Annotated in this window: 18 protein-coding genes and 2 tRNA genes; all 20 read left to right on the top strand. The window is 64.2% G+C overall.

All coding sequences use genetic code 11. From position 1 onward, the window contains the following. Window position 1: 1 nt before the first annotated feature. Window positions 2-1342, top strand: a complete 1341-nt coding sequence (nuoF, locus tag AC3ITN_RS13320) for an NADH-quinone oxidoreductase subunit NuoF (protein WP_313344574.1) — start codon at window positions 2-4, stop codon at window positions 1340-1342. Continuing rightward, entirely contained in the window at window positions 1339-3585 is a 2247-nt protein-coding gene (gene nuoG, locus AC3ITN_RS13315) for an NADH-quinone oxidoreductase subunit NuoG (RefSeq protein ID WP_489390810.1), read from the top strand. Before nuoF ends, nuoG begins: the two co-directional genes overlap by 4 nt. Continuing rightward, the gene (gene nuoH / locus AC3ITN_RS13310) at window positions 3582-4673 is read left to right on the top strand and encodes an NADH-quinone oxidoreductase subunit NuoH (protein WP_313344583.1); all 1092 of its coding nucleotides are present in this window, start codon (window positions 3582-3584) and stop codon (window positions 4671-4673) included. Before nuoG ends, nuoH begins: the two co-directional genes overlap by 4 nt. 3 nt (window positions 4674-4676) lie before the next feature. Beyond that, window positions 4677-5165 carry an NADH-quinone oxidoreductase subunit NuoI gene (gene nuoI / locus AC3ITN_RS13305; RefSeq protein ID WP_017355930.1) on the top strand — a complete coding sequence of 163 codons (489 nt, stop codon included), beginning with the start codon at window positions 4677-4679 and terminating at the stop codon, window positions 5163-5165. Between the two features lie 6 nt (window positions 5166-5171). Beyond that, window positions 5172-5831 (top strand): NADH-quinone oxidoreductase subunit J, encoded by a 660-nt coding sequence (locus tag AC3ITN_RS13300; RefSeq protein ID WP_313344586.1) that lies wholly within the window; start codon window positions 5172-5174, stop codon window positions 5829-5831. Continuing rightward, complete coding sequence (nuoK, locus tag AC3ITN_RS13295) at window positions 5828-6133, top strand: NADH-quinone oxidoreductase subunit NuoK (RefSeq protein ID WP_313344589.1); 306 nt, start codon at window positions 5828-5830, stop codon at window positions 6131-6133. Before AC3ITN_RS13300 ends, nuoK begins: the two co-directional genes overlap by 4 nt. A gap of 7 nt (window positions 6134-6140) precedes the next feature. Further along, window positions 6141-8333 (top strand): NADH-quinone oxidoreductase subunit L, encoded by a 2193-nt coding sequence (nuoL, locus tag AC3ITN_RS13290; protein WP_489390809.1) that lies wholly within the window; start codon window positions 6141-6143, stop codon window positions 8331-8333. A gap of 23 nt (window positions 8334-8356) precedes the next feature. Beyond that, window positions 8357-9865: an NADH-quinone oxidoreductase subunit M gene (locus tag AC3ITN_RS13285; RefSeq protein WP_313344595.1), complete on the top strand. Its 1509-nt coding sequence runs from the start codon at window positions 8357-8359 to the stop codon at window positions 9863-9865. A gap of 15 nt (window positions 9866-9880) precedes the next feature. Beyond that, window positions 9881-11341, top strand: a complete 1461-nt coding sequence (gene nuoN / locus AC3ITN_RS13280) for an NADH-quinone oxidoreductase subunit NuoN (RefSeq protein WP_489390808.1) — start codon at window positions 9881-9883, stop codon at window positions 11339-11341. Between the two features lie 126 nt (window positions 11342-11467). Continuing rightward, window positions 11468-11544: transfer RNA gene (locus tag AC3ITN_RS13275), tRNA-Met, on the top strand. Between the two features lie 202 nt (window positions 11545-11746). Further along, window positions 11747-12583, top strand: coding sequence for an RHS repeat-associated core domain-containing protein (locus tag AC3ITN_RS13270; RefSeq protein WP_489390807.1), 837 nt, complete (start codon window positions 11747-11749; stop codon window positions 12581-12583). A gap of 69 nt (window positions 12584-12652) precedes the next feature. Next, entirely contained in the window at window positions 12653-13537 is an 885-nt protein-coding gene (locus AC3ITN_RS13265) for an RHS repeat-associated core domain-containing protein (protein WP_489390806.1), read from the top strand. A 93-nt stretch (window positions 13538-13630) separates the two neighbouring features. Next, window positions 13631-13707, top strand: a tRNA-Met gene (locus AC3ITN_RS13260). A 440-nt stretch (window positions 13708-14147) separates the two neighbouring features. Continuing rightward, window positions 14148-14738, top strand: a complete 591-nt coding sequence (rimP, locus tag AC3ITN_RS13255; protein ID WP_313344607.1) for a ribosome maturation factor RimP — start codon at window positions 14148-14150, stop codon at window positions 14736-14738. A 4-nt stretch (window positions 14739-14742) separates the two neighbouring features. After that, a complete protein-coding gene (gene nusA / locus AC3ITN_RS13250; RefSeq protein ID WP_313344610.1) occupies window positions 14743-16254 on the top strand; it encodes a transcription termination factor NusA in 1512 nt (503 codons plus the stop codon). A gap of 95 nt (window positions 16255-16349) precedes the next feature. Further along, complete coding sequence (infB, locus tag AC3ITN_RS13245; RefSeq protein ID WP_313344613.1) at window positions 16350-18995, top strand: translation initiation factor IF-2; 2646 nt, start codon at window positions 16350-16352, stop codon at window positions 18993-18995. Window positions 18996-19056: 61 nt separating this feature from the next. Beyond that, the gene (gene rbfA / locus AC3ITN_RS13240; RefSeq protein ID WP_489390805.1) at window positions 19057-19464 is read left to right on the top strand and encodes a 30S ribosome-binding factor RbfA; all 408 of its coding nucleotides are present in this window, start codon (window positions 19057-19059) and stop codon (window positions 19462-19464) included. 76 nt (window positions 19465-19540) lie between these two features. After that, window positions 19541-20449: a tRNA pseudouridine(55) synthase TruB gene (truB, locus tag AC3ITN_RS13235; RefSeq protein WP_489390804.1), complete on the top strand. Its 909-nt coding sequence runs from the start codon at window positions 19541-19543 to the stop codon at window positions 20447-20449. Between the two features lie 160 nt (window positions 20450-20609). Next, the gene (gene rpsO, locus AC3ITN_RS13230; RefSeq protein ID WP_313344622.1) at window positions 20610-20870 is read left to right on the top strand and encodes a 30S ribosomal protein S15; all 261 of its coding nucleotides are present in this window, start codon (window positions 20610-20612) and stop codon (window positions 20868-20870) included. A 150-nt stretch (window positions 20871-21020) separates the two neighbouring features. Beyond that, a complete protein-coding gene (gene pnp, locus AC3ITN_RS13225) occupies window positions 21021-23129 on the top strand; it encodes a polyribonucleotide nucleotidyltransferase (protein ID WP_313344625.1) in 2109 nt (702 codons plus the stop codon). Window positions 23130-23303 lie beyond the last annotated feature (174 nt).

The following is a 23303-nucleotide window of genomic DNA, read 5'->3' as shown; positions in this document are numbered from 1 at the left end:
CATGGCACATCATCACGCACCCAGTGGTCCGGTCGGTCCCGCACCGTTGCCGCATCAGGTGGTCTACACCACCCTGCATTACGACACTCCGTGGTCGTATGAGAGCTACCTCAAGACCGGTGGCTATGCCGCCCTGCGCAAGATCCTCGAAGAGAAGATCTCGCCGGAACAGGTCATCGAGATGGTCAAGCAGTCGAACCTGCGCGGCCGCGGCGGCGCTGGCTTCCCGACCGGCCTGAAGTGGTCCTTCATGCCCAAGGGCAGCATGCAGAAGTACATCCTCTGCAACTCGGACGAATCCGAGCCGGGCACCTGCAAGGACCGCGACATCCTGCGTTACAACCCGCATTCGGTCGTGGAAGGCATGGCGATCGCCTGCTACGCCACCGGCAGCACCGTGGGGTACAACTACCTGCGCGGTGAGTTCCACCACGAGCCGTTCGAGAACTTCGAGCAGGCCCTGGCCGACGCGTACGCGAACGGCTGGCTGGGCAAGGACATCCTCGGCAGCGGCGTGGACATCGACATCTACGGTGCGCTCGGCGCCGGCGCGTACATCTGCGGCGAAGAAACCGCGCTGATGGAATCGCTGGAAGGCAAGAAAGGCCAGCCGCGCTACAAGCCGCCGTTCCCGGCCAACTTCGGCCTGTACGGCAAGCCGTCGACGATCAACAACACCGAGACCTATGCCTCGGTGCCGGCGATCATCCGCAACGGCCCGGAATGGTTTGCAGGCCTGAGCCTGACCAAGAACGGCGGCCCGAAGATCTTCTCCGTGTCCGGCTGCGTGCAGCAGGGCGGCAACTTCGAAGTGCCGCTGGGCACCACCTTCGACGAACTGCTGGAAATGGCCGGCGGCCTCAAGCCGGGTCGCACCCTCAAGGGCGCGGTGCCGGGCGGCGTGTCCATGCCGGTGTTGAAGGCCGAAGAGCTCAAGGGCCTGCAGATGGATTACGACACTCTGCGTGCCCTTGGCACCGGTCTGGGGTCGGGCGCCATCGTGGTGCTGGACGACAGCGTCTGCTGCGTCAAGTTCGCCTGCCGTATCAGCCAGTTCTTCCACAAGGAATCCTGTGGCCAGTGCACCCCGTGCCGTGAAGGCACCGGCTGGATGCACCGCGTGCTCGAGCGCATCGTCGCCGGCAAGGCAACCATGGAAGACCTGCACCAGCTGAAGACGGTGGCCGGCCAGATCGAAGGCCACACCATCTGCGCGTTCGGTGAAGCGGCGGCATGGCCCATCCAGGGCTTCCTGCGCCAGTTCTGGGACGAATTCGAGTACTACATCGTCAACGGTCATTCGATGGTTGACGGCAAGAAGGTGGAGGCAGCCGCCGCATGAGCGCGCAACCCAACAATCCTGGTGGCACCCCGGCGATCGTGCCGGAAGGGCATGTGACCGTCGAGATCGACGGCCAGTCCCTGGTCGTGCCCAAGGGCTCGATGATCATCCAGGCCGCCGACAAGGCCGGCATTCCGATCCCGCGCTTCTGCTACCACGAGAAGTTGCCGATCGCCGCCAACTGCCGCATGTGCCTGGTGGACGTCGAGAAGTCGCCGAAGCCGGCCCCGGCCTGCGCCACCCCGGTGATGGATGGCATGAAGGTCGCCACCCGCAGCGAAAAGGCCCTGAAGTTCCAGCGCTCGGTGATGGAATTCCTGCTGATCAACCACCCGCTGGACTGCCCGATCTGCGATCAGGGCGGCGAATGCGAGCTGCAGGACGTGTCGCTCGGCTACGGCCGTTCGGTGAGCCGCTTCAACGAGCGCAAGCGCGTGGTGCCCGACGAGGACATCGGTCCGCTGGTCGCCACCGAGATGACCCGCTGCATCCAGTGCACCCGCTGCGTCCGCTTCACCGCCGACGTGGCCGGCACCTATGAACTGGGTGGCATGTACCGCGGTGAAAACCTGCAGATCGGCACCTACGACGGCAAGCCGTTGACCACCGAACTGTCCGGCAACGTCGTCGACGTCTGCCCGGTCGGCGCGTTGACCAACAAGGTGTTCCAGTTCCGCGCCCGTCCGTGGGAACTGACCGCACGCGAGTCGCTGGGTTACCACGACGCGATGGGCTCGAACCTGTTCCTGCACGTGCGCCGCGGCGAAGTGCTGCGTTCGGTGCCGCGCGACAACGAGCTGGTCAACGAATGCTGGCTGTCCGACCGTGACCGCTACTCGCACCAGGGCCTGTACAGCGCCGACCGCGCCGTCAAGCCGCTGCGCAAGGTCAACGGCGAGTGGCAGGAAGTGAGCTGGGCCGAAGGCCTGGCTGCCGCACGCGAGATCCTCAGCGCCAACACCGGCGATGACCTGGGCGTGCTGGTGCACCCGTCGGCCTCGAACGAGGAGGGCGCACTGCTGGCCCGTCTGGCCGCCGGCCTGGGCACCACCCACATCGACCACCGCATCCACAACCGCGACTTCTCCGATGCCGCCACTGCCGAAGTCTTCGGCCTGTCGCTGGCCGAGATCGAAGGCGCCGACAGCATCGTGGTCCTGGGCAGCAACATCCGCCACGAGCTGCCGCTGCTGCATGCCCGCCTGCGCAAGGCGCAGACCACGCGCGACGCGAAGATCCACGCGATCAACCCGGTCGACTTCGACTTCGCCTTCAAGCTGGCCGGCAAGCAGATCGTGGCCCCGTCGAAGTTCGTCGAGGCGCTGGGCAATGCCGAGCTGCGCCAGGCGGTCACCGGCAGCACTGCCGTGCTGATCGTCGGTGGCATCGCCGAAAACCACCCGCAGGCCGCCGCGATCCGCGCCGCCGCGCGTGATTTCGCCGCCGCTACCGGTGCCAAGCTGTGCCGCATTCCGCAGGGCGCCAATGCCGTGGGCCTGTCCCGCGCCGGCGTACTGCCGGCCGGCAAGGACGTCAGCGCCATGCTGGCCCAGCCGCGCAAGGCTTATGCCCTGTACGGCATCGAGCCGGGCCTGGATTTCGCCGACACCGCCGCCGCCCGCAAGGCGCTGGCCGGTGCCCAGGTGGTGGCCTTCAGCCAGTTCGCCTGCGCCTCGACCCGCGACGTGGCCGACGTGATCCTGCCGATCGGCGCGCTGCCGGAAGTCGACGCCACCCTGACCAACCTCGATGGTCGCGAGCAGTCGGCCCGTGCCGGCGGCAAGCTGCCGGGCGAGGCCCGTGAAGGCTGGCGCGTGCTGCGCGCGCTGGGCGGCGAACTGGCCCTGGCCGGTTTCGAGTTCACCGACCTGGCCGGCCTGCGTGCCAGCTTGGCCCCGGTCAACGTCACCGTGTCCGCCTCGGCGGCCACGCCGGTGGCGGGCGAGGGCCTGGAGGTCGCGTCCACCGCGGCCATCTACCGCACCGATGCGGTCGTCCGTCGCGCCCAGGCGCTGCAGTCGCACCCGCTCAACACCGCGCCGCGCATCGTGCTCAATGCCGATGACGCCGCGCGCCTGCAGCTGGTCGAAGGGCAGATGGCCAAGGTCGGCACCGATGCCGGCAAGGCCACCTTGCCGGTGGTGGTCGACGCCCGCGTCGCCGTGGGGTCGGTCTGGATTGAATCGGGCCACGGTGCAACCGCGCCGCTGGGTGCCGCACGCGTAACGGTGGTGGCTGCATGAACGAATTGCTGTTGAACGCGGTCGATCCGCTCCACCAATGGCTCCTGGGCCTGGGTGAGATCGGCGCGCTGCTGTGGATCATCCTGAAGATCCTGGTGATCGCCATGCCGGTGATCATCTCGGTGGCGTTCTACGTGGTCTGGGAACGCAAGCTGATCGGCTGGATGCATGTCCGGCACGGTCCGATGTACGTCGGCATGGGCATCTTCCAGGCCTTCGCCGACGTCTTCAAGCTGCTGTTCAAGGAGATCATCCAGCCGGCGAGCTCGCACAAGGCGATGTTCATCCTGGCGCCGCTGATCACCCTGGCCCCGGCCTTCGCGGCCTGGTCGGTGGTGCCCTTCGACGCGCAGATCGTGCTGTCCAACGCCAACGCCGGTCTGCTGTACCTGCTGGCGATGACCTCGCTGGGCGTGTACGGCATCATCCTGGCCGGTTGGGCCTCCAACTCCAAGTACGCCTTCCTGGGTGCGATGCGCGCCTCGGCGCAGATGATCAGCTACGAAATCGCGATGGGCTTTGCCCTGGTCGGTGTCATGATCGCCGCCGGCAGCCTCAACCTGAGCGGCATCGTGATGGCGCAGGCCGGCAACTCCGGCTTCTTCGACTGGTTCCTGATTCCGCTGTTCCCGTTGTTCATCGTGTACTGGGTGTCCGGCGTGGCCGAAACCAACCGCGCGCCGTTCGACGTGGTGGAAGGTGAATCGGAAATCGTCGCCGGCCACATGGTCGAGTACTCCGGCGGTGCGTTCGCGCTGTTCTTCCTGGCCGAATACGCCAACATGATCCTGATCAGCTTCCTGATCTCGATCTTCTTCCTCGGCGGCTGGCTGAGCCCGTTCCAGGGCTGGATCACGGCGGACATCTCGCCGTGGATCGACTGGATCTGGAAGGGCGGTGCCCCGTGGCTGCTGCTGAAGGTGTTCTTCTTCGCCAGTGCCTACATCTGGTTCCGTGCCAGCTTCCCGCGCTTCCGTTATGACCAGATCATGCGTCTGGGCTGGAAGGTCTTCATCCCGCTCACCATCGCGTGGATTGCTGTTACGGCTGTGATGGTGTTCTACGGCGTGATCCAGAAGGGCGTCTAAGTGATGAATCGAATTACCCATTACTTCAAAAGCCTGCTGCTGCTCGAGCTGCTCGGGGGTCTGTGGCTGACCCTCAAGTACGCCTTCAAGCCGAAGTACACGCTGATGTACCCGATGGAAAAGTTCCCGCAGTCGCCGCGTTTCCGCGGCCTGCATGCGCTGCGTCGCTACCCCAACGGGGAAGAGCGCTGCATCGCCTGCAAGCTGTGCGAAGCGGTGTGCCCGGCGCTGGCCATCACCATCGATTCGGCCAAGCGCGAGGACGGCACCCGCCGCACCACCCGCTACGACATCGATCTGTTCAAGTGCATCTTCTGCGGCTTCTGTGAGGAAAGCTGCCCGGTGGACTCGATCGTCGAGACCCACATTCTCGAGTACCACTTCGAGAACCGTGGCGAGAACATCGTTACCAAGCCGCAGCTGCTGGCCATCGGTGATCGGCTTGAAGCCGAAATCGCCGAGCGTCGTGCCGCCGATGCCGCTTTCCGCTGAGGTCGCATGATGGATTGGGTAAATATCTTCTTCTGGGCCTTCGCCATCGTGGCGGGCATCTCCGCCGTGGCGGTGATCAGCGTGCGCAACCCGGTATATGCCGTGTTGTGCCTGATCCTGACCTTCTTCTCCGTGGCCTGCATCTGGATCCTGGTCGGGGCCGAGTTCCTGGGCGTGGCGCTGGTGCTGGTCTACGTCGGCGCGGTCATGGTGCTGTTCCTGTTCGTGGTGATGATGCTGGACATCGACGCCACCAACCTGCGCGAAGGCTGGGTGCGCTACCTGCCGGTGGGGCTGGTGGTTGCCGTGACCATGCTGGTGCAGATGCTGGTCCTGATCGGCGTGAAGGGCAGGGCGGTCAACCCGTTCCCGGCCGACAACGCCGCTGCGGTCGCCGCGGACAGCTCCAACATCACCTGGCTGGCGCGCAGCCTGTTCACTGAGTACCTGCTGCCGTTCGAGTTCGCCGCCGTCATCCTGACCGTGGCCGTGGTCGCCGCCGTGATGCTGACCCTGCGTCGCCGCACCGGCCTGAAGACCCAGAACCCGACCGAGCAGACGATGGTCAAGGGCCACGACCGCCTGCGCGTGGTCAAGATGGACGCCGAAAAGCCGGTGGTCCACACCCTCACCAAGCCGTCCAGCAACGAGGAGGCCACCCCATGATCACCCTCGGTCATATCCTGGCCCTCGGCGCGCTGCTGTTCTGCATCAGCCTTGCCGGCATCTTCCTCAACCGCAAGAACATCATCGTGCTGCTGATGTCGGTCGAGCTGATGCTGCTGTCGGTCAACATCAATTTCGTCGGGTTCTCGCGTGAGATGGGTGATACGGCCGGACAGCTGTTCGTCTTCTTCATCCTGACCGTGGCCGCGGCCGAGGCCGCGATCGGCCTCGCGATCCTGGTAACCCTGTTCCGTACCCGCCGCACCATCAATGTCGGCGAAGTCGATTCGCTGAAGGGCTGATCCGTAGATGGAAATCACTCTCTCCAAGAGTCTGTTGATTGCCGTGGTGCTTGCACCGCTGCTCGGCAGCATCATCGCCGGCCTGTTTGGTCGCCAGGTGGGTCGCGTCGGCGCCCAGTCCGTCACCATCCTGGGTGTTGCGGTCAGCTGCCTGCTGTCCAGCTACGTGTTCTACCAGCTGCTGTGGGGCGGCGCGCAGCCGTTCAACCAGAACGTCTACACGTTCTTCGAGGTCGGCCAGTATTCGGCGCATGTCGGTTTCATGATCGACAAGCTCACCGCGATGATGATGGTCGTGGTCACCTTCGTGTCGTTCCTGGTGCACGTGTACACCATCGGCTACATGCAGGATGACCCGGGCTACCAGCGGTTCTTCAGCTACATCTCGCTGTTCACCTTCTCGATGCTCACCCTGGTGATGAGCAACAACTTCCTGCAGCTGTTCTTCGGCTGGGAAGCGGTGGGCCTGGTGTCGTACCTGCTGATCGGCTTCTGGTTCAAGCGCCCGACCGCCATCTTCGCCAACATGAAGGCCTTCCTGGTCAACCGAGTGGGCGACTTCGGCTTCATCCTCGGCATCGCCGGCGTGCTGTGGGTGTTCGGCACCCTGGACTACGCCAGCGTGTTTGCCAATGCCTCGATCCTGGCCCATCCGGAAGCCCAGCTGCAGATCTGGTCGGGCACGATCAACCTGTTCGGCCTGACCAGCATCCAGGTGACCGCCGAGCCGGTGATCTGGTCGATCGCCACCATCATCTGCATCTGCCTGTTCATTGGCGCGATGGGCAAGTCGGCCCAGGTGCCGCTGCACGTGTGGCTCCCCGACTCGATGGAAGGCCCGACCCCGATCTCGGCCCTGATCCACGCCGCGACCATGGTCACCGCGGGCATCTTCATGGTCACCCGCATGTCGCCGCTGTTCGAGCTGTCGCAGACCGCGCTGAACTTCGTGCTGTTCATCGGTGCCACCACCGCGTTCTTCACCGGCCTGATCGGCATCGTGCAGAACGACATCAAGCGCGTCGTCGCGTACTCCACGCTGTCCCAGCTGGGCTACATGACCGTGGCACTGGGCGTGTCGGCGTACTCGGCCGCCGTGTTCCACCTGATGACCCACGCCTTCTTCAAGGCGCTGCTGTTCCTCGGCGCGGGCTCGGTGATCATCGCCATGCACCACGAGCAGGACATGCGCAAGATGGGCGGCCTGCGCAAGTACATGCCGATCACCTTCATCACCATGTGGATCGGTACGCTGGCCCTGGTCGGCACGCCGTTCTTCTCCGGCTTCTACTCGAAGGACACCATCATCGAGGCGGCGGAGCACCACGCGCACATGTCCTCGAGCTGGGTGGCGACCTATGGCTACTGGGCTGTGCTGGGTGGCGTGATTGTTACGAGCTTCTACAGCTTCCGCCTGCTGTTCCTGACCTTCCACGGCAAGGAGCGCTTCCGCGACGCGCATGACGATCATGGCCATGGCCATGACGACCATCCTGCCGCCGACGCACATGCCGATGCCCACCACGGTGACGCGCACCATGACGACCACGGCCATGGCCACGGTCCGCATGAGCCGCACGAAACCCCGTGGGTGGTGACGCTGCCGCTGATCCTGCTCGCGATCCCGTCGATGTTGATCGGTTTCTTCAGCATCGGTCCGATGCTGTACGGCACCGACTGGGCCGGCCACCATGCCAAGCACGGCATTCCGGGCCAGGTGCATTCGTTCTTCACCGGCGTCGTCGATTTCTACGATCCGGCCCGCAACACCATTGGCGCGCTGGCCGAAGAGTTCCACGGCCCCGTGGCATTCGCCCTGCACGGCATGATGGCTCCGGCCTTCTTCCTGACCGTGGCAGGCTTCCTGCTGGCAGTCCTGTTCTACCTGTGGAAGCCGGAACTGGCGACGAAGGCACGCAAGACCTTCGCCCCGCTGGTGTCGGTGCTGGAGAACAAGTACGGCTTCGACAAACTCTGGATCGGCGGCTTCGCCGGTGGCGGCATCAAGCTGGGCAAGGTTTCGCGCGCGATCGACACGAACATCGTCGATGGTGTGGTGGTCAACGGTTCGGCACGCCTGATCGACCTGGCGGCCAACCTGCTGCGTCGCACCCAATCCGGTTTCCTCTATCACTACGCCTTCGCGATGATCATCGGCCTGATTGCCCTCCTGGGCGTCCTGATGCATTACCTGCGTTGATGACCTGTACGGAATAAGAAGACGTGTCGAACTGGCCTCTACTCAGTGTTCTCATCTGGCTGCCGATCCTCGGCGGTGCCTTGATCCTTGCCATCCGTGATGCGCAGACCGCCCGCTGGGCGTCGCTGGGCGTGGCGGTGCTCACCTTCGCGGCCAGCCTGTTCCTGCTCAGCGGCTACGACGTGAGCAACGACGCGCTGCAGTTCGTCGAGACCCGCGCCTGGATCCCCGCCTACGACATCGGCTACAACCTGGGTGTGGATGGCATCGCGATCGCGCTGATCCTGCTGACCACGCTGGTCTCGGTGCTGGCACTGATCGGTGCCTGGAGCGCGATCGACAAGCGCGTCAACCAGTACGTGGCGGCCTTCCTGATCCTGGAAGGCGTCACCGTGGGCATCTTCGCCGCCACGGACGCGATGCTGTTCTACGTCTTCTTCGAAGCGATGCTGATCCCGATGTTCCTGATCATCGGTGTCTGGGGCGGCCCGCGCCGCATCTACGCCGCGCTGAAGTTCTTCCTCTACACCTTCCTCGGCTCCGTGCTGATGCTGGTGGCGCTGATCTACCTGTACCTGAAGGGCGGCAGCTTCCAGCTGGCCGACCTGTACCAGCTGCAGCTGTCGGCCCAGGAGCAGACCTGGATCTTCTTCGCGTTCCTGATCGCCTTCGCGGTCAAGGTGCCGATGTTCCCGGTGCACACCTGGCTGCCGGACGCGCACGTGGAAGCGCCCACCGCCGGTTCGGTGATCCTGGCCGCCATCGCACTGAAGATCGGTGGCTACGGTTTCCTGCGCTTCAACCTGCCGATCGTCCCCGACGCGTCGCAGGAATGGGCATGGCTGGTGATCACCCTGTCGCTGATCGCCGTGATCTATGTCGGCCTGGTCGCCCTGGTCCAGGACGACATGAAGAAGCTGATCGCCTATTCGTCGATCGCGCACATGGGCTTCGTCACCCTCGGCACGTTCATCGCGCTGTGGCTGGTGCGTGACGCCGGCAACCCGGACGCGGCCCGCCTGGGCCTGCAGGGCGCCATGGTGCAGATGATCTCGCACGGCTTCGTGTCCGGTGCCATGTTCTCCTGCGTCGGCGTCCTGTACGACCGCATGCACAGCCGCCGAATCGCCGATTACGGCGGCGTGGTCAACGTCATGCCATGGTTCGCCACCTTCGCCATGCTGTTCTTCATGGCCAATGCCGGCCTGCCGGGCACCAGCGGTTTCGTGGGCGAGTTCATGATCATCATGGCCAGCTTCCAGCGCAATCCGTGGCTGGCCCTGGCGGCGGCAAGCACGCTGGTCATCACCGCGGCCTACACGCTGTGGCTGTACAAGCGCGTGTTCTTCGGTGAAGTGGCCAACGCCCATGTTGCCGAACTGAAGGACATCAACGGCCGTGAATGGCTGGTGTTGGGTGTGTTCGCCGTGGGTACGCTGGCGCTGGGTCTGTACCCGAAGCCGCTGACCGACCTGATGGAACCCTCGATCGCGAAGCTGGCGATGCAGATCGCATCCAGCAAGTTGCTGTAACTCCAGGATTTGATGATGACCACCTCGCCGCTGTTGCCATTGACCGCCGCTGACCTGCCGCCACTCGCGCCCGAGCTGGTGCTGATCGGCAGCGCGTTCACCCTGTTGATCCTCGATCTGTTCATCAGCAAAGAGAACAAGATCTGGACCCACCTGTTCTCTGTTGCCGCACTGGCGGTCGTGCTGTTCATGCTCGCCACCGGCGTAGGCGGGCAGGGCGAGGTCTTCCACGGCATGTTCGTCCGCGACACCGCGGCCGACGTGATGAAGACCGTGGTGGTGCTGTGCAGTGGCCTGACCCTGGTCTACGGCTGGAGCTACCTGCGCGAGCGCGATCTGTTCCAGGGCGAGATCCCGGTCCTGATCCTGTTCGGCACCGCCGGCATGATGATCCTGGTCTCGGCCGGCAGCCTGCTGATGGTGTACCTGGGCCTGGAACTGCTGGCCCTGTGCTCCTACGCGCTGGTGGCCAGCAACCGTGACAACGGCCTGGCTACCGAAGCGGCCATGAAGTACATCGTGCTGGGTTCGCTGGCCTCGGGCCTGCTGCTGTACGGCATGTCGCTGATCTACGGCGCCACCGGCTCGCTGCACCTGGACGCGATCCATGCGGCCATCCCGCATTCGGACGAGAAGGTGCTGCTGCTCACCGGCGCGGTCTTCATGATCGCCGGCGTGGCCTTCAAGCTCGGTGCGGCCCCGTTCCACATGTGGCTGCCCGACGTGTACCAGGGTGCCCCGGCACCGATCGCACTGTTCATCAGTTCGGCCCCCAAGCTGGCCGCGTTCGGCATGGCCTACCGCCTGCTGGAAGTGGGCGTGGGCCCGCTGTCGCCGGAATGGAAGTATCTGATTGGTGGCCTGGCCGCGCTCTCGCTGGTGATCGGCAACCTGATGGCGATCGCGCAGAGCAATCTGAAGCGCATGCTGGCGTACTCCACCGTCTCACACATCGGCTTCCTGCTGATGGGCATCGCCGGTGGCGGTGAACGCGGCTACGCGGCGGCGCTGTTCTATGCGCTGAGCTACGCGATCATGTCGACCGCGGCCTTCGGCGCCATCATCGCGCTGTCGCGCAATGGGTTTGAAGCCGAGAAGATCGAAGACTTCAAGGGCCTGAACGCCCGCAACCCGTGGATGGCGGGCCTGGTCCTGTGCATCATGGCGTCCATGGCCGGCATCCCGCCGTTCCTGGGCTTCTGGACCAAGCTGGCGGTGCTCGGCGCGGCCGTCAACGGCGGTATGTTGTGGCTGGCCCTGCTGGGCGTGATCTGCGCGGTGATCGGTTGCTTCTACTACCTGCGCGTGATCAAGGTCATGTACTTCGATGAACCGGTGGGCGAGCCCCTGCCGGCCAACAACGACCGCGTGCTGGGCGTGGTGCTGGGCGTGAACGCTCTGGCGCTGCTGGCACTGGGCTTGGCCTGGAACCCGATCATGGTCTGGTGCCAGCAGGCTTTTGCGCATCTTGCATAAAAAACGATACAAAACTGCGCAAGTAGTGTAATATTCGTCTCCTGAGTTGTTGATGCAGCGGTTTCGCCAGAATATCGTTGCTGTACTGATCACTGCTGGTGATCAATCCAATTCAAGCACTTCCGTTGCGGGGTGGAGCAGTCTGGCAGCTCGTCGGGCTCATAACCCGAAGGTCGCAGGTTCAAATCCTGCCCCCGCTACCATATCGACCCGGTGCAGACCGGGGTGATGGACGAATCAAGCGATCCCGGCAACGGGGTCGCTTTTTTCGTTGTAGTGCCACGCCGGGCGTGGCAACCAGACAGGCCCAACCCGCTCCATTCACCCCGCCTTGATCATCCCGGGCGTATTGATGCGGTGGTCGGGGGACACACGCCACATCGGGCATTGCACCGAGGGTCTGCCATGTCGTCACCGTCTCCCATGTCCGTTCCCCGGCATCCGCATTCAGGCCCGCGCGCAGACCTGCACGGTCGGCTGGGCTTCAATGGCCAGCTTCATGAGCCAGGCGAATGCTGGCAGTTCCTGGGCAACGGCTACCGCATCTACAACCCGGTGCTGATGCGCTTCCACAGTCCCGACAGCCTGAGTCCCTTCGGCAAGGGCGGCATCAATGCCTACGCTTACTGCGCGAGCGACCCGGTCAACCGGTTGGACCCCAATGGTCGCTGGTTCATCAGTAGGATTCTCCCCACCCTGAAGGAAACGTGGAGCCATCTGCGCAGGTTGCAGACGCTGAAACTGACGCCGGTGTCGGCGGCAACGGCTGTTTCGGTGGGTGCTCTGGGCGTGGCGCTGACCACCGAGAAAGAGGCGCAGCGTGCACTTGCGATTGTTGGCACTGTCATAGCGGGCGTGGGCGCGGGGTTTGGTTTCCGCTACGCGTGGAAGCATCCCAAGGCGCTGCGGCCCAGTACCGCGCGGAGGCCCAGTACGTTGTCAACGCTCAATACGGACTCAACGCGCTCAACGCCTCTCTCGACCGCGACCGCATCGCCGATTCCATCGCCCACGTCACCTGTACCAGGCACACCGCCGCCGCCGTCTCTACGCCGTCCGGAGTTACACATTCCCGAGCAGCAGATGTGGGGAATGGGCGTGAATCCTCCGGCGGTTGCGGCTCGGTCACTGCCGTTGCGTGCGCACCAGACATCCAGCAGGCGGCCAGCTGCGATGCGCGTGGCGGATATTCGGAGACCCTCCGTAACGCGGGAAGAATCGTCGCAGTTCACCGAGCTTTGATCTGATGGGGCGTAGTGCTTCGGCTCGTAGGAGCACACGCAACATCGGGCAGCGCACCGAGGATTGAGCATGTCTTCAACATCCCCCACGCCCGGCGGAACACGCGCCCCAGGCACCACTCCACACGCAGGCGCTCGGGCGCGACTCGGCTACAACGGCCAGTTGCACGAGCCGCGCAGCTGCTGGCAGATCCTGGGCAACGGCTACCGCGTGTACAACCCGGTGCTGAGGCGGTTTCATAGCCCGGACAGCCTGAGTCCGTTTGGCGAAGGCGGTATCAACGCATACGCCTACTGCGAAGGCGACCCGATCAACCACACCGACCCCAGTGGCCACTTTCTGGTGCCTCTTGCTGCACTCATGGGGGTCGGTGCGGTGGCGGTGGGGGCTGTAGCGGGGGTAATGGCAGTGCAGGGAAAAAGCAAAGAGGCCGGCATATTGGGTGCGATCGCCGGGGTGCTCGGGGCCGTGGCGATGACCGCTGGGGGAATGCATGTAGTTCGGTCAATGCGTCCGCCAGTGAAGGTGGTTAACAAGAATCTTGCGACGGGCGACGTAATCATCTGGAGAAGCCCCGACAAGGACATCGTGCGGGTACATGGTGGGAAGGGTCGGACCATGTGGGGCCCCGACCGGCTGACGGGAGAGGAGGTAGGCATCAAGTACCAGAACACGGGAATCGGAAACTCCAGAGAAGTGCCCGTCGAGTTTCAATCGTGTTGGGGCGGGTGGGGCGGTGATGCCTCACCAGGCCAAGGGTTTGCAAATGCAGCCCGAGTCCCGGTCAAGGCGCCTCTCGGCCCTGTAGCGGGGCGAGCCGGTGAGAAACAGCTGGCAGTGCCCAGTCCATCACGCGTCTACTATCCCCAGTCCGGCGCTGCAAGGTTGAACTCGGCGATTCGCAATAGATTGTTGAATCGGTACGAGGAGGGGCCATGGTTACACTATCCCTGATGCAACTGGCTCTGAGGAGATAGCCGGCCTCATCTGGGCTCTACCCCTTGGGGTTGCACGCATCTTCAAAAGCCATTACAATTCCGCTTCTGCTGCGGGGTGGAGCAGTCTGGCAGCTCGTCGGGCTCATAACCCGAAGGTCGCAGGTTCAAATCCTGCCCCCGCTACCACAGAGAATCTGCAGTGCAGATGCAGTAGACGAAACGGCGATTCCGGTAACGGGGTCGCTTTTTTCGTTGGGGCGTGCGCGTTAACCGGCCTGTTCAGCTTTGTCCCTGAAAAGGGCGCTTGCCATTGCGCCACGACCGTCCAGTCGTTATCATCCACGGCTTAGCGGACTACCTGACTGGCCCCATTCCCCGGAATGCGGACCGTCCCGCGACCGGCTTCCGGGCCGTGCGACTTCCCTTCAGGTAGTCGTAACCCCCCGGAAGGCTGGGCTCGCAGCAGCACGCACCGCGCGTGACGCCGCAACCGGAATCCAGCATGACCGGAGTTGTACCGGACAAGGGGCCCAGCGGGCCCTTTGTTGTTTCCGGAACCTGTTCAGTGGGATCGGGCCAGCGTGACGGGCCGGCCCAGTACCTCTTTCAACGAATCAAGGCAGACTGTGAGCGACAAGGCAACCGAAATCGCGAATCTGCTCGCCCCCACCGTTCAGTCGCTGGGTCTCGAGCTGCTGGGTGTGGAGTATCTGACCGCCCCGGGTGGTGCCACCCTGCGCCTGTATATCGACGTGCCGCTGGCCGAACAGCCCGAGCGCATCGTCAACATCGACGACTGCGAGCGCGTGAGCCGCGAAGTGTCGGCGCAGCTGGACGTGGAAGACCCGATCAGCGCCAATTACACGCTGGAAGTGTCCTCGCCGGGCGTGGACCGTCCGCTGTTCACCGGCGAACAGTTCGAGCGCGCCATCGGCGAATCGGCCAAGGTGACGCTGAAGCTGCCGCAGGACGGCCGCCGTCGCCTGCAGGGCGAAATCCTGAGTGTTGACCTGGAACAGGGCAATGTCACCTTCAAGGTCGACAATTCCCCGTTCACCGCCGATATCGAGAACATCGACAAGGCACGCATCATGCCGGACTGGGCCGCCCTCGGCCTGGCTCCGACCAAACCGACTGGCCCGGCACCCAAACAGGGTGGCAAGGCGAACAAGAAACCATCCAACGAGCCGGCGGCTAAAAAGCCGCGCGCGGAGTGAGCCAATGAGCAAGGAACTTTTGCTGGTAGTGGATGCGGTCGCCAACGAAAAAGGCGTTCCGCGCGAAGTCATCTTCGATGCCATTGAGGCAGCGTTGGCTTCGGCTGCCAAAAAGCGTTACCCGGAAGAAGAAGTGCTGGCCCGTGTGTCGATCGACCACAAGGACGGCACCTACGAAACCTTCCGCCGCTGGGAAGTGGTGGCCGATGACGTAGTGATGGAATCGCCTGATCGCCAGGTGCGTCTGATGGATGCCATCGACGAAGCCGAAGGCGTGGAAGTGGGCGACTACATCGAAGAGCAGATCGAAAACCCGGACTTCGGCCGTATCGCCGCACAGGCCGCCAAGCAGGTGATCGTCCAGCGCGTGCGCGAGGCCGAGCGTCAGCAGGTTGTCGATGCGTGGAAGGATCGCGTGGGCGAGCTGGTCACCGGTGTGGTCAAGCGTGCCGAGCGCGGCAACATCTATGTGGACCTGGGCGGCAACGCCGAGGCCTTCATTCCGAAGGACAAGGGCATTCCGCGCGACGTGCTGCGCGCCGGTGACCGCGTGCGCGGCTACCTGGCCGAAGTCCGCTCGGAACCGCGTGGCCCGCAGCTGTTCATCAGCCGCGCCGCGCCGGAATTCATGATCGAGCTGTTCAAGCTTGAAGTGCCGGAAGTGGGCCAGGGCCTGGTCGAGATCAAGGCCTGTGCGCGCGATCCGGGTGACCGCGCCAAGATCGCCGTGCTCGCCCACGATGCGCGTACCGATCCGATCGGCGCCTGCATCGGCATGCGCGGTTCGCGCGTGCAGGCCGTGTCCAACGAGCTCAATGGCGAGCGCGTGGATATCGTGCTGTGGAACGACAACCCCGCCAACTTCGTCATCAACGCGATGGCGCCGGCGGAAGTGCAGTCGATCATCGTCGATGAAGACAAGCACTCGATGGACCTGGCCGTGGCGGAAGAGCGCCTGGCCCAGGCGATCGGCAAGGGCGGCCAGAACGTGCGCCTGGCCAGCCGCCTGACCGGTTGGCAGCTCAATGTGATGACCCAGGACCAGGTGACCGCCAAGTCCGAGGCAGAGCAGGGCGTTGCCCGCCAGTTGTTCATGGACAAGCTGGAAGTGGATGAAGAAATCGCCGCCATCCTGGTGACCGAAGGCTTCAACACCGTGGAAGAAATCGCCTACGTCCCGGTCGGCGAACTGCTGGCCGTGGAAGGCTTCGACGAAGACATCGTCGAAGAGCTGCGTGCCCGTGCCCGCGACGCGCTGCTCAACGAAGCGCTGGCGGTGGAAGAGGGTCTGGAAGATGGTTCGCCGTCCGAAGACCTGCTCGCCCTGGAAGGCATGGACGAGGCAACCGCCTACGCCCTGGCCGGTCATGGCGTGCGTACGAGTGAGGACCTGTCGGAGCTGGCCGCCGATGAGATCCTCGAGTTCGGCATCGAGGACATGGACCAGGAGCGCGCCGCCGCCCTGATCCTTGCCGCCCGAGCCGAGGAGATCGCCCGCCTGGAGCGCGGCGAATGAGCCAGCGATGAACAGTGCCCTGACCCGATCAGGGCTTAGACTCCGCGCTGCCTTCGCCCGTTTCGGAGGAGCGCCAACCAGATCATAGGATCCGAATGTCGCAGCAAACCACCATCCGCAAGCTTGCCGAACTGGTCAATACCCCGGTCGAAAAACTGCTTGTACAGCTTGCCGAAGCCGGCATGAAGTTCAGCGGTCCCGACCAGGTTGTGACCAGCACCGAGAAGGTGAAGCTCCTGGGCTTCCTTCGTCGTTCGCATGGCAAGGCCGAACAGCCCGTCGAAAGCGCCGACGAAGCTGCCAAGAAGATCACCCTCAACCGTCGCAAGTTGCAGGAAGTGACCGTCAGCGCCGGCCGCAGCAAGACCACCGTCAACGTCGAAGTGCGCCAGAAGCGCACCTACACCAAGGACGCGAGTGGCAAGGCGATGACGCCGGATGAGGAGCGCGCCGACATCCTGCGCAAGCTGGAGGAATCCCGCCAGCGCAATCTGGATGAGCAACGCGCACTGGCCGAGAAGGACCGTGCGCGTGACGAAGAAATCGCACGCAAGCGCCAGGAAGAAATCGACGCCAAGGATCGCGCCGAAGCCGAGCGCAAGGCGGCCGAAGCCGCTGCGGAAGCCGCGAAGAACGCGCCGCCTGCACCGGTCGCCGCCAAGCCTGCCGCCGAGGCTGCGGCCCCGGCCCGCGCTGCGCGTCCGTCTGCGCCGTCGGCGGCCCGTCCGGCCCCGCGTTCGGATGACCGCAACTCGAACAACAACAACAACAACAACCGCCCGGGCGCCAAGCGCGACGACGACGGTGGCAACCGGTTCGCCGGTCAGCTGCATCTGTCGGCCGCCGATCGCGCACGTCGCGGCAACAACAGCAACTCGCGTGGTCGTCCGACCGGTCGCGTGCAGCATGGTGGCCGTCGCGACAGCAACCAGTCGCGTAGTGGTGGCGGTGCCCATGGTTTCGAGCGTCCGCTTGCACCGATCGTGCGTGATGTGACCATCGGCGACACCGTGACCGTGGCCGATCTGGCCCAGAAGCTGGCCGTCAAGGGCGGCGACGTGGTCAAGGCGCTGTTCAAGATGGGCGTCATGGCGACCATCACCCAGACCATCGACCATGACACCGCGGCGCTGGTGACCGAAGAACTCGGCCACAACGTGATCCGTGCCAACACCAACGACGCCGAAGACGCGCTGCTGGCGTTGAACGACGGTGAGCAGGGCGAGCCGGTGGCACGTCCGCCGGTGGTGACCATCATGGGTCACGTCGACCACGGCAAGACCTCGCTGCTGGATTACATCCGCCGCACCAAGGTTGCCACGGGCGAAGCCGGTGGCATCACCCAGCACATCGGTGCGTACCACGTTGAAACGCCCAAGGGCGTCATCAGCTTCCTGGATACCCCGGGCCATGCCGCGTTTACCTCGATGCGTGCCCGCGGTGCCAAGCTGACCGACATCGTGGTGCTGGTGGTTGCAGCCGACGACGGCGTGATGCCGCAGACCAAGGAAGCGATCCAGCACGCCCGGTCCGCCGGTGTGCCGCTGATCGTGGCCATAAACAAGATCGACAAGTCCGGCGCCGACCCGATGCGGGTCAAGAACGAGCTGCTCACCGAGCAGGTCGTGTCCGAAGACTTCGGTGGTGACACCCAGATGGTGGAGATCTCGGCCAAGGCCGGTCTCGGCATCGATGACCTGCTGGACGCGATTTCGATCCAGGCCGAACTGCTGGAACTGAAGGCCCCGGCCGAGGGCCGCGCCAGCGGCGTGGTCATCGAATCCTCGCTGGACAAGGGCCGTGGCCCGATCGCCACCGTGCTGGTGCAGCAGGGTTCGCTGAAGAAGGGCGACTACCTGGTCTGCGGTATCCAGTACGGCCGCGTGCGCGCCCTGTTCGACGAAACCGGCAAGCAGCCCGACCAGGCTGGCCCGTCGATTCCGGTGCAGGTGCTGGGTCTGTCCGGTGTGCCGGATGCCGGCGATGACTTCGTGGTGGTCGAGGACGAGCGCCTGGCCAAGGACGTTGCGCAGCAGCGCGAAACCAAGCGCCGCGAATCGCGCCTGGTGCAGTCTGCCGGCAGCCGCATGGAAGACATCATGGCTACCTTGGGCAAGGGCGATGGCCAGCAGGTGCTGAACCTGGTGATCAAGGCTGACGTGCAGGGTTCGGTGCAGGCGTTGAGCCAGGCACTGGTTGCACTGTCCAACGAAGACATCCGCATCAACGTGATCCACTCCGGCGTGGGCGGCATCACCGAGTCGGACGCCAACTCGGCCGTGGCCTCCAAGGCCACCGTCATCGGCTTCAACGTGCGTGCCGACGCTTCTGCGCGTCGCATCATTGAATCCAACGGCGTTGACCTGCGTTACTTCTCGATCATCTATGACGTGATCGATCAGGTGAAGCAGGTGGCCTCCGGTCTGCTCGGCGTCGAAATCCGCGAAGAGATCATCGGTATCGCCCAGGTCCGCGACGTGTTCCGCAGCTCCAAGTTCGGTGCGGTCGCTGGCTGCATGATCATCGAAGGCACGGTCAAGCGCAGCAAGCCGATCCGCGTCCTGCGCGACAGCGTGGTGGTGTTCGAAGGCGAGCTGGAATCGCTGCGTCGCTTCAAGGAAAACGTCGAGGAAGTCCGCAACGGTACCGAATGCGGTATCGGCGTGAAGGCTTACAACGACGTGAAGCCGGGTGACCAGATCGAGTGCTTCGAGCGTATCGAAGTGCCGCGCACCCTGTAATGTGGACGGGGCCCGACCAACGGTCGGGCCCTACCGAAATTCCAATATCGAAGAGTTCCTCGTGCCAAAAACCTTCCATCGAACCGACCGTGTTTCCGCCCAGATCCGCCGTGAGCTGGGTACGCTCGTACATAACCTTGTGCGTGTGCACGGCTTGCCTTCGGTGAGCGTTTCCGACGTCGAAATCACCCGTGACATGGCCCATGCCAAGATCTTCGTCACCGCGCTGATGCCCGAACGTTCGGCCGAAGCGATGAAGGGGCTCAAGGAGCTGGCCTGGGAGCTGCGCATGGACCTGGCCAAGGCCATGAAGCTGCGCCACGTGCCCGAGCTGCACTTCCACTACGACGACTCGGTCGACCGTGGCGAGCGCATCGACAACCTCCTGCGTGAGCTGCCCGACACCCTGGCGGCCGAGAAAGACCGTGAAGCTGAAGACGGCGACGACAGCGACACCAAACCCGAATAAAAAAAACAGCCCGCAAGGGCTGTTGTCACGTAGAGCCAGGCCCTGCCTGGCTGCGCGATAGACCCCGGCGAAACACATGACCCGAATTACCTTCCGTCGCCTCGACGGCATCCTCCTGCTCGACAAACCGCCAGGCATGAGCTCCAACGCCGCGCTGCAGCTGGCACGCCGTCTGTTCCGTGCCGAGAAGGGCGGCCACACCGGCAGCCTCGACCCGCTCGCCACCGGCCTGCTGCCGCTGTGCTTCGGTGAGGCCACCAAGATTGCCGGCCTGCTGCTGGGCTCGGCCAAGGCGTACGACGCCGACGTGGTGCTGGGCCAGACTACCGACACCGACGATTCCGATGGCAGCGTGCTGCTGGAACGGCCCGTGCCGACCATCAGCCGTGAACAGCTCGACGCGGCCCTTGCGCCCCTGAAGGGCCATATACGACAGCGCGCCCCGATCTACTCGGCGCTCAAGCAGGGCGGTGAACCGCTGTACCTGAAGGCCCGCCGTGGCGAGACCATCGAAGCGCCGGAGCGCGACGTGGAGGTGCATGCCATCGAGGTGCTGGACCAGCAGCCGACCCGCCTGTCGCTGCGCGTGACCTGCGGTTCGGGGACCTATATCCGCAGTCTGGCCCGCGATCTGGGCGAAACCCTGGGTTGTGGGGCGCACATCGCCGGGCTGCGGCGGCTGTGGGTGGACCCGTTCCGCGACGCCCCCATGGTGACCCTTGAGGCCCTGTATGCGTTGGCGGAGCAGGGCGACGAGGCGGCCATGGAGCGCGTGCTGCTGCCCCTGGCCGACGGCCTGGCGCACTATCCGCAGGTCCAGCTGGACGCTGAACAGGCACCGCGCTTCTGCGTGGGACAGCGCCTGCGCGATCCGGCCTGGCCGCCGGGCACGGTGGCCGTCTACGGCCCGGACGCCCGTATCCAGGGGCTTGGCCAGGTCGACGAGACCGGTCTGCTGGCCCCGCAGCGCCGCTTCAACCTGTGACTGCGGTCACCCGGAGCTTGTTCCGGGAGGCCGCGACCGTTACAATTTCGCGGCCTTTTCAGGCTTCCCGCGTAGGCGGGTTCATCCTTTCGTTAACGGCGAGTCGCGCGGTACGTCAATGGGACGTTTCTGCGGGCCACGCATCCAAGAGAAAACAGATATGTCGATCGACACCCAGAAAGTCATTGAAGACAACAAGCGCAGCTCGGCCGATACCGGCTCCCCGGAAGTCCAGGTCGCCCTGCTGACCGCCCGCATCGAGCTGCTGACCGGCCACTTCAAGACCCACAAGAAGGATCACCACAGCCGCCGCGGTCTGCTGCAGATGGTCAACCGCCGCCGCAGCCTGCTGGACTACCTGAAGAAGAAAGACGTCGTGCGTTACAAGGCCCTGATCGAAAAGCTCGGCCTGCGTCGCTAAGCAGACACCCCGACCGCGGCGCAGGAATGCGCCGCGGTTTTGTTTTGGTAGTACCGCATCAAACGCCAGGACCGGACTTCCGGTCACCCGCCGGCGGCAAGGGTCGCCTGCGGTCCATTCGAAGACAGCATTTCCCCAAGGACATCCCCCGTGGCAAAAATCACCAAAACCTTCCAGTACGGCAAGCACACCGTCACGCTTGAAACCGGCGAAATCGCCCGTCAGGCCGGTGGCGCCGTCATCGTCAAGTTCGACGACACCGTGCTGCTGGTCTCCGCCGTGGCTGCCAAGAGCGCGCGTGAGGGCCAGGACTTCTTCCCCCTGACCTGTGACTATCAGGAGAAGTTCTACGCCGGTGGCCGTATCCCGGGTGGCTTCTTCAAGCGCGAAGGCCGCGCGACCGAAAAAGAGACGCTGATTTCGCGCCTGATCGATCGCCCGATCCGTCCGCTGTTCCCGGAAGACTACAAGAACGAAGTGCAGATCATCGCCACCGTGATGTCGCTGAACCCGGACATCGATGGCGACATCGCTGCCCTGATCGGCGCCTCGGCAGCCCTGTCGCTGGCCGGTACCCCGTTCAAGGGTCCGATCGCCGCTGCCAAGGTGGGTTACAAGAACGGTGAGTACATCCTCAACCCGACCGTGACCGAGCTGAAGGATTCGGAGCTGGAACTGGTGGTTGCCGGTACCTCGAATGCCGTGCTGATGGTGGAATCCGAAGCCGCGCTGCTCTCCGAAGACGTGATGCTGGGCGCCGTGACCTTCGGTCACCGCGAAATGCAGAAGGTCATCAACGCCATCAACGAGCTGACCGTGGAAGCCGGCACCAAGCCGTCGACCTGGGTGGCCCCGGCCAAGAACGACGCGCTGATCAGCGCCCTGCAGGAAGCCGTTGGCCCGCGCCTGGGCGAAGCCTTCCAGGTGCGCGACAAGCTGCAGCGCCGTGACGCCATCTCGGCGATCAAGAAGGACGTGACGGAGTCGCTGGCCGGCCGCGTTGCCGCCGACGGCTGGAACCCGGCCGAGCTGTCGAAGGAATTCGGTGAGCTGGAATACAGCACCATGCGCAACTCGGTGCTGGACACCAAGGTCCGCATCGACGGCCGTGCGCTGGACACCGTCCGCCCGATCGCCGTGAAGACCGGCATCCTGCCGCGTACCCACGGTTCCTCGCTGTTCACCCGCGGCGAAACGCAGGCCATCGTGACCATCACCCTGGGCACCGCCCGTGATGGCCAGGTCATCGATGCCGTGTCCGGTGAGTACAAGGACAACTTCCTGTTCCATTACAACTTCCCCCCGTACTCGGTGGGTGAGACCGGCCGCATGATGGGCCCGAAGCGTCGCGAAATCGGCCATGGCCGTCTCGCCAAGCGCGGTGTGCTGGCAGTGATGCCGTCGCTGGAATCCTTCCCGTACACCATCCGTGTCGTGTCGGAAATCACCGAATCGAACGGCTCCTCGTCGATGGCCTCGGTCTGCGGTTCCTCGCTGGCCCTGATGGACGCCGGCGTGCCGGTCAAGTCGCCGGTGGCCGGTATCGCCATGGGTCTGGTCAAGGAAGGCGATCGCTTCGTCGTCCTGTCCGACATCCTGGGTGACGAAGATCACCTGGGTGACATGGACTTCAAGGTGGCCGGTACCGCTGAGGGCATCTCCGCCCTGCAGATGGATATCAAGATCGAAGGCATCACCGAAGAGATCATGAAGCAGGCACTGCAGCAGGCCAAGGCTGGCCGTCTGCACATCCTGGGTGAAATGGCCCACGGCCTGACCGCCCCGCGCCAGGAGCTGTCGGACTACGCGCCGCGCCTGCTGACCATCAAGATCCACCCGGACAAGATCCGCGAAGTGATCGGCAAGGGTGGTTCCACCATCCAGGCCATCACCAAGGAAACCGGCACCCAGATCGACATCCAGGATGACGGCACCATCGTCATCGCCTCGGTCAACGCCATCGCCGCGCAGGCGGCGAAGGCCCGCATCGAGCAGATCACCTCGGACGTCGAGCCGGGCCGCATCTACGAAGGCAAGGTCGCCAAGATCATGGACTTCGGTGCGTTCGTCACCATCCTGCCGGGCAAGGACGGCCTGGTCCACGTCTCGCAGATCTCCAGCGAGCGCGTCGAGAAGGTCGGCGACAAGCTGAAGGAAGGCGATGTGGTCAAGGTGAAGGTGCTGGAAGTCGACAAGCAGGGCCGTATCCGCCTGTCGATGAAGGCCGTCGAAGAAGGCGAAGGCGTTTCCGCCGAGTAACCAGCCGAAGGCTGATTACGAGGGTAGGTGACGACCGCTGGTCGTCACTCCTTGAAGAAAAAAACGGGCTTCGGCCCGTTTTTTTTGGTTCTTTTCCCATCCGAGAAGAGCGCGCGCGCTTTTTGGTCAGACGCGGCTGCCGGCGGGGCGAGCCCGGGGCCGCCATACCCTTGC

The sequence above is a fragment of the Stenotrophomonas sp. KH_036_B genome (assembly GCF_057839485.1).
This window is presented reverse-complemented; position numbering and strand designations above follow the sequence as displayed.

Bases quoted from the DNA above. Each gene is read 5' to 3' on its own strand.
- nuoF (WP_313344574.1), top strand. From the start codon at position 2: ATGGCACATCATCACGCACCCAGTGGTCCGGTCGGTCCCGCACCGTTG.
- nuoG (WP_489390810.1), top strand. From the start codon at position 1,339: ATGAGCGCGCAACCCAACAATCCTGGTGGCACCCCGGCGATCGTGCCG.
- nuoH (WP_313344583.1), top strand. From the start codon at position 3,582: ATGAACGAATTGCTGTTGAACGCGGTCGATCCGCTCCACCAATGGCTC.
- nuoI (WP_017355930.1), top strand. From the start codon at position 4,677: ATGAATCGAATTACCCATTACTTCAAAAGCCTGCTGCTGCTCGAGCTG.
- AC3ITN_RS13300 (WP_313344586.1), top strand. From the start codon at position 5,172: ATGATGGATTGGGTAAATATCTTCTTCTGGGCCTTCGCCATCGTGGCG.
- nuoK (WP_313344589.1), top strand. From the start codon at position 5,828: ATGATCACCCTCGGTCATATCCTGGCCCTCGGCGCGCTGCTGTTCTGC.
- nuoL (WP_489390809.1), top strand. From the start codon at position 6,141: ATGGAAATCACTCTCTCCAAGAGTCTGTTGATTGCCGTGGTGCTTGCA.
- nuoN (WP_489390808.1), top strand. From the start codon at position 9,881: ATGACCACCTCGCCGCTGTTGCCATTGACCGCCGCTGACCTGCCGCCA.
- AC3ITN_RS13270 (WP_489390807.1), top strand. From the start codon at position 11,747: ATGTCGTCACCGTCTCCCATGTCCGTTCCCCGGCATCCGCATTCAGGC.
- AC3ITN_RS13265 (WP_489390806.1), top strand. From the start codon at position 12,653: ATGTCTTCAACATCCCCCACGCCCGGCGGAACACGCGCCCCAGGCACC.
- nusA (WP_313344610.1), top strand. From the start codon at position 14,743: ATGAGCAAGGAACTTTTGCTGGTAGTGGATGCGGTCGCCAACGAAAAA.
- infB (WP_313344613.1), top strand. From the start codon at position 16,350: ATGTCGCAGCAAACCACCATCCGCAAGCTTGCCGAACTGGTCAATACC.
- truB (WP_489390804.1), top strand. From the start codon at position 19,541: ATGACCCGAATTACCTTCCGTCGCCTCGACGGCATCCTCCTGCTCGAC.
- rpsO (WP_313344622.1), top strand. From the start codon at position 20,610: ATGTCGATCGACACCCAGAAAGTCATTGAAGACAACAAGCGCAGCTCG.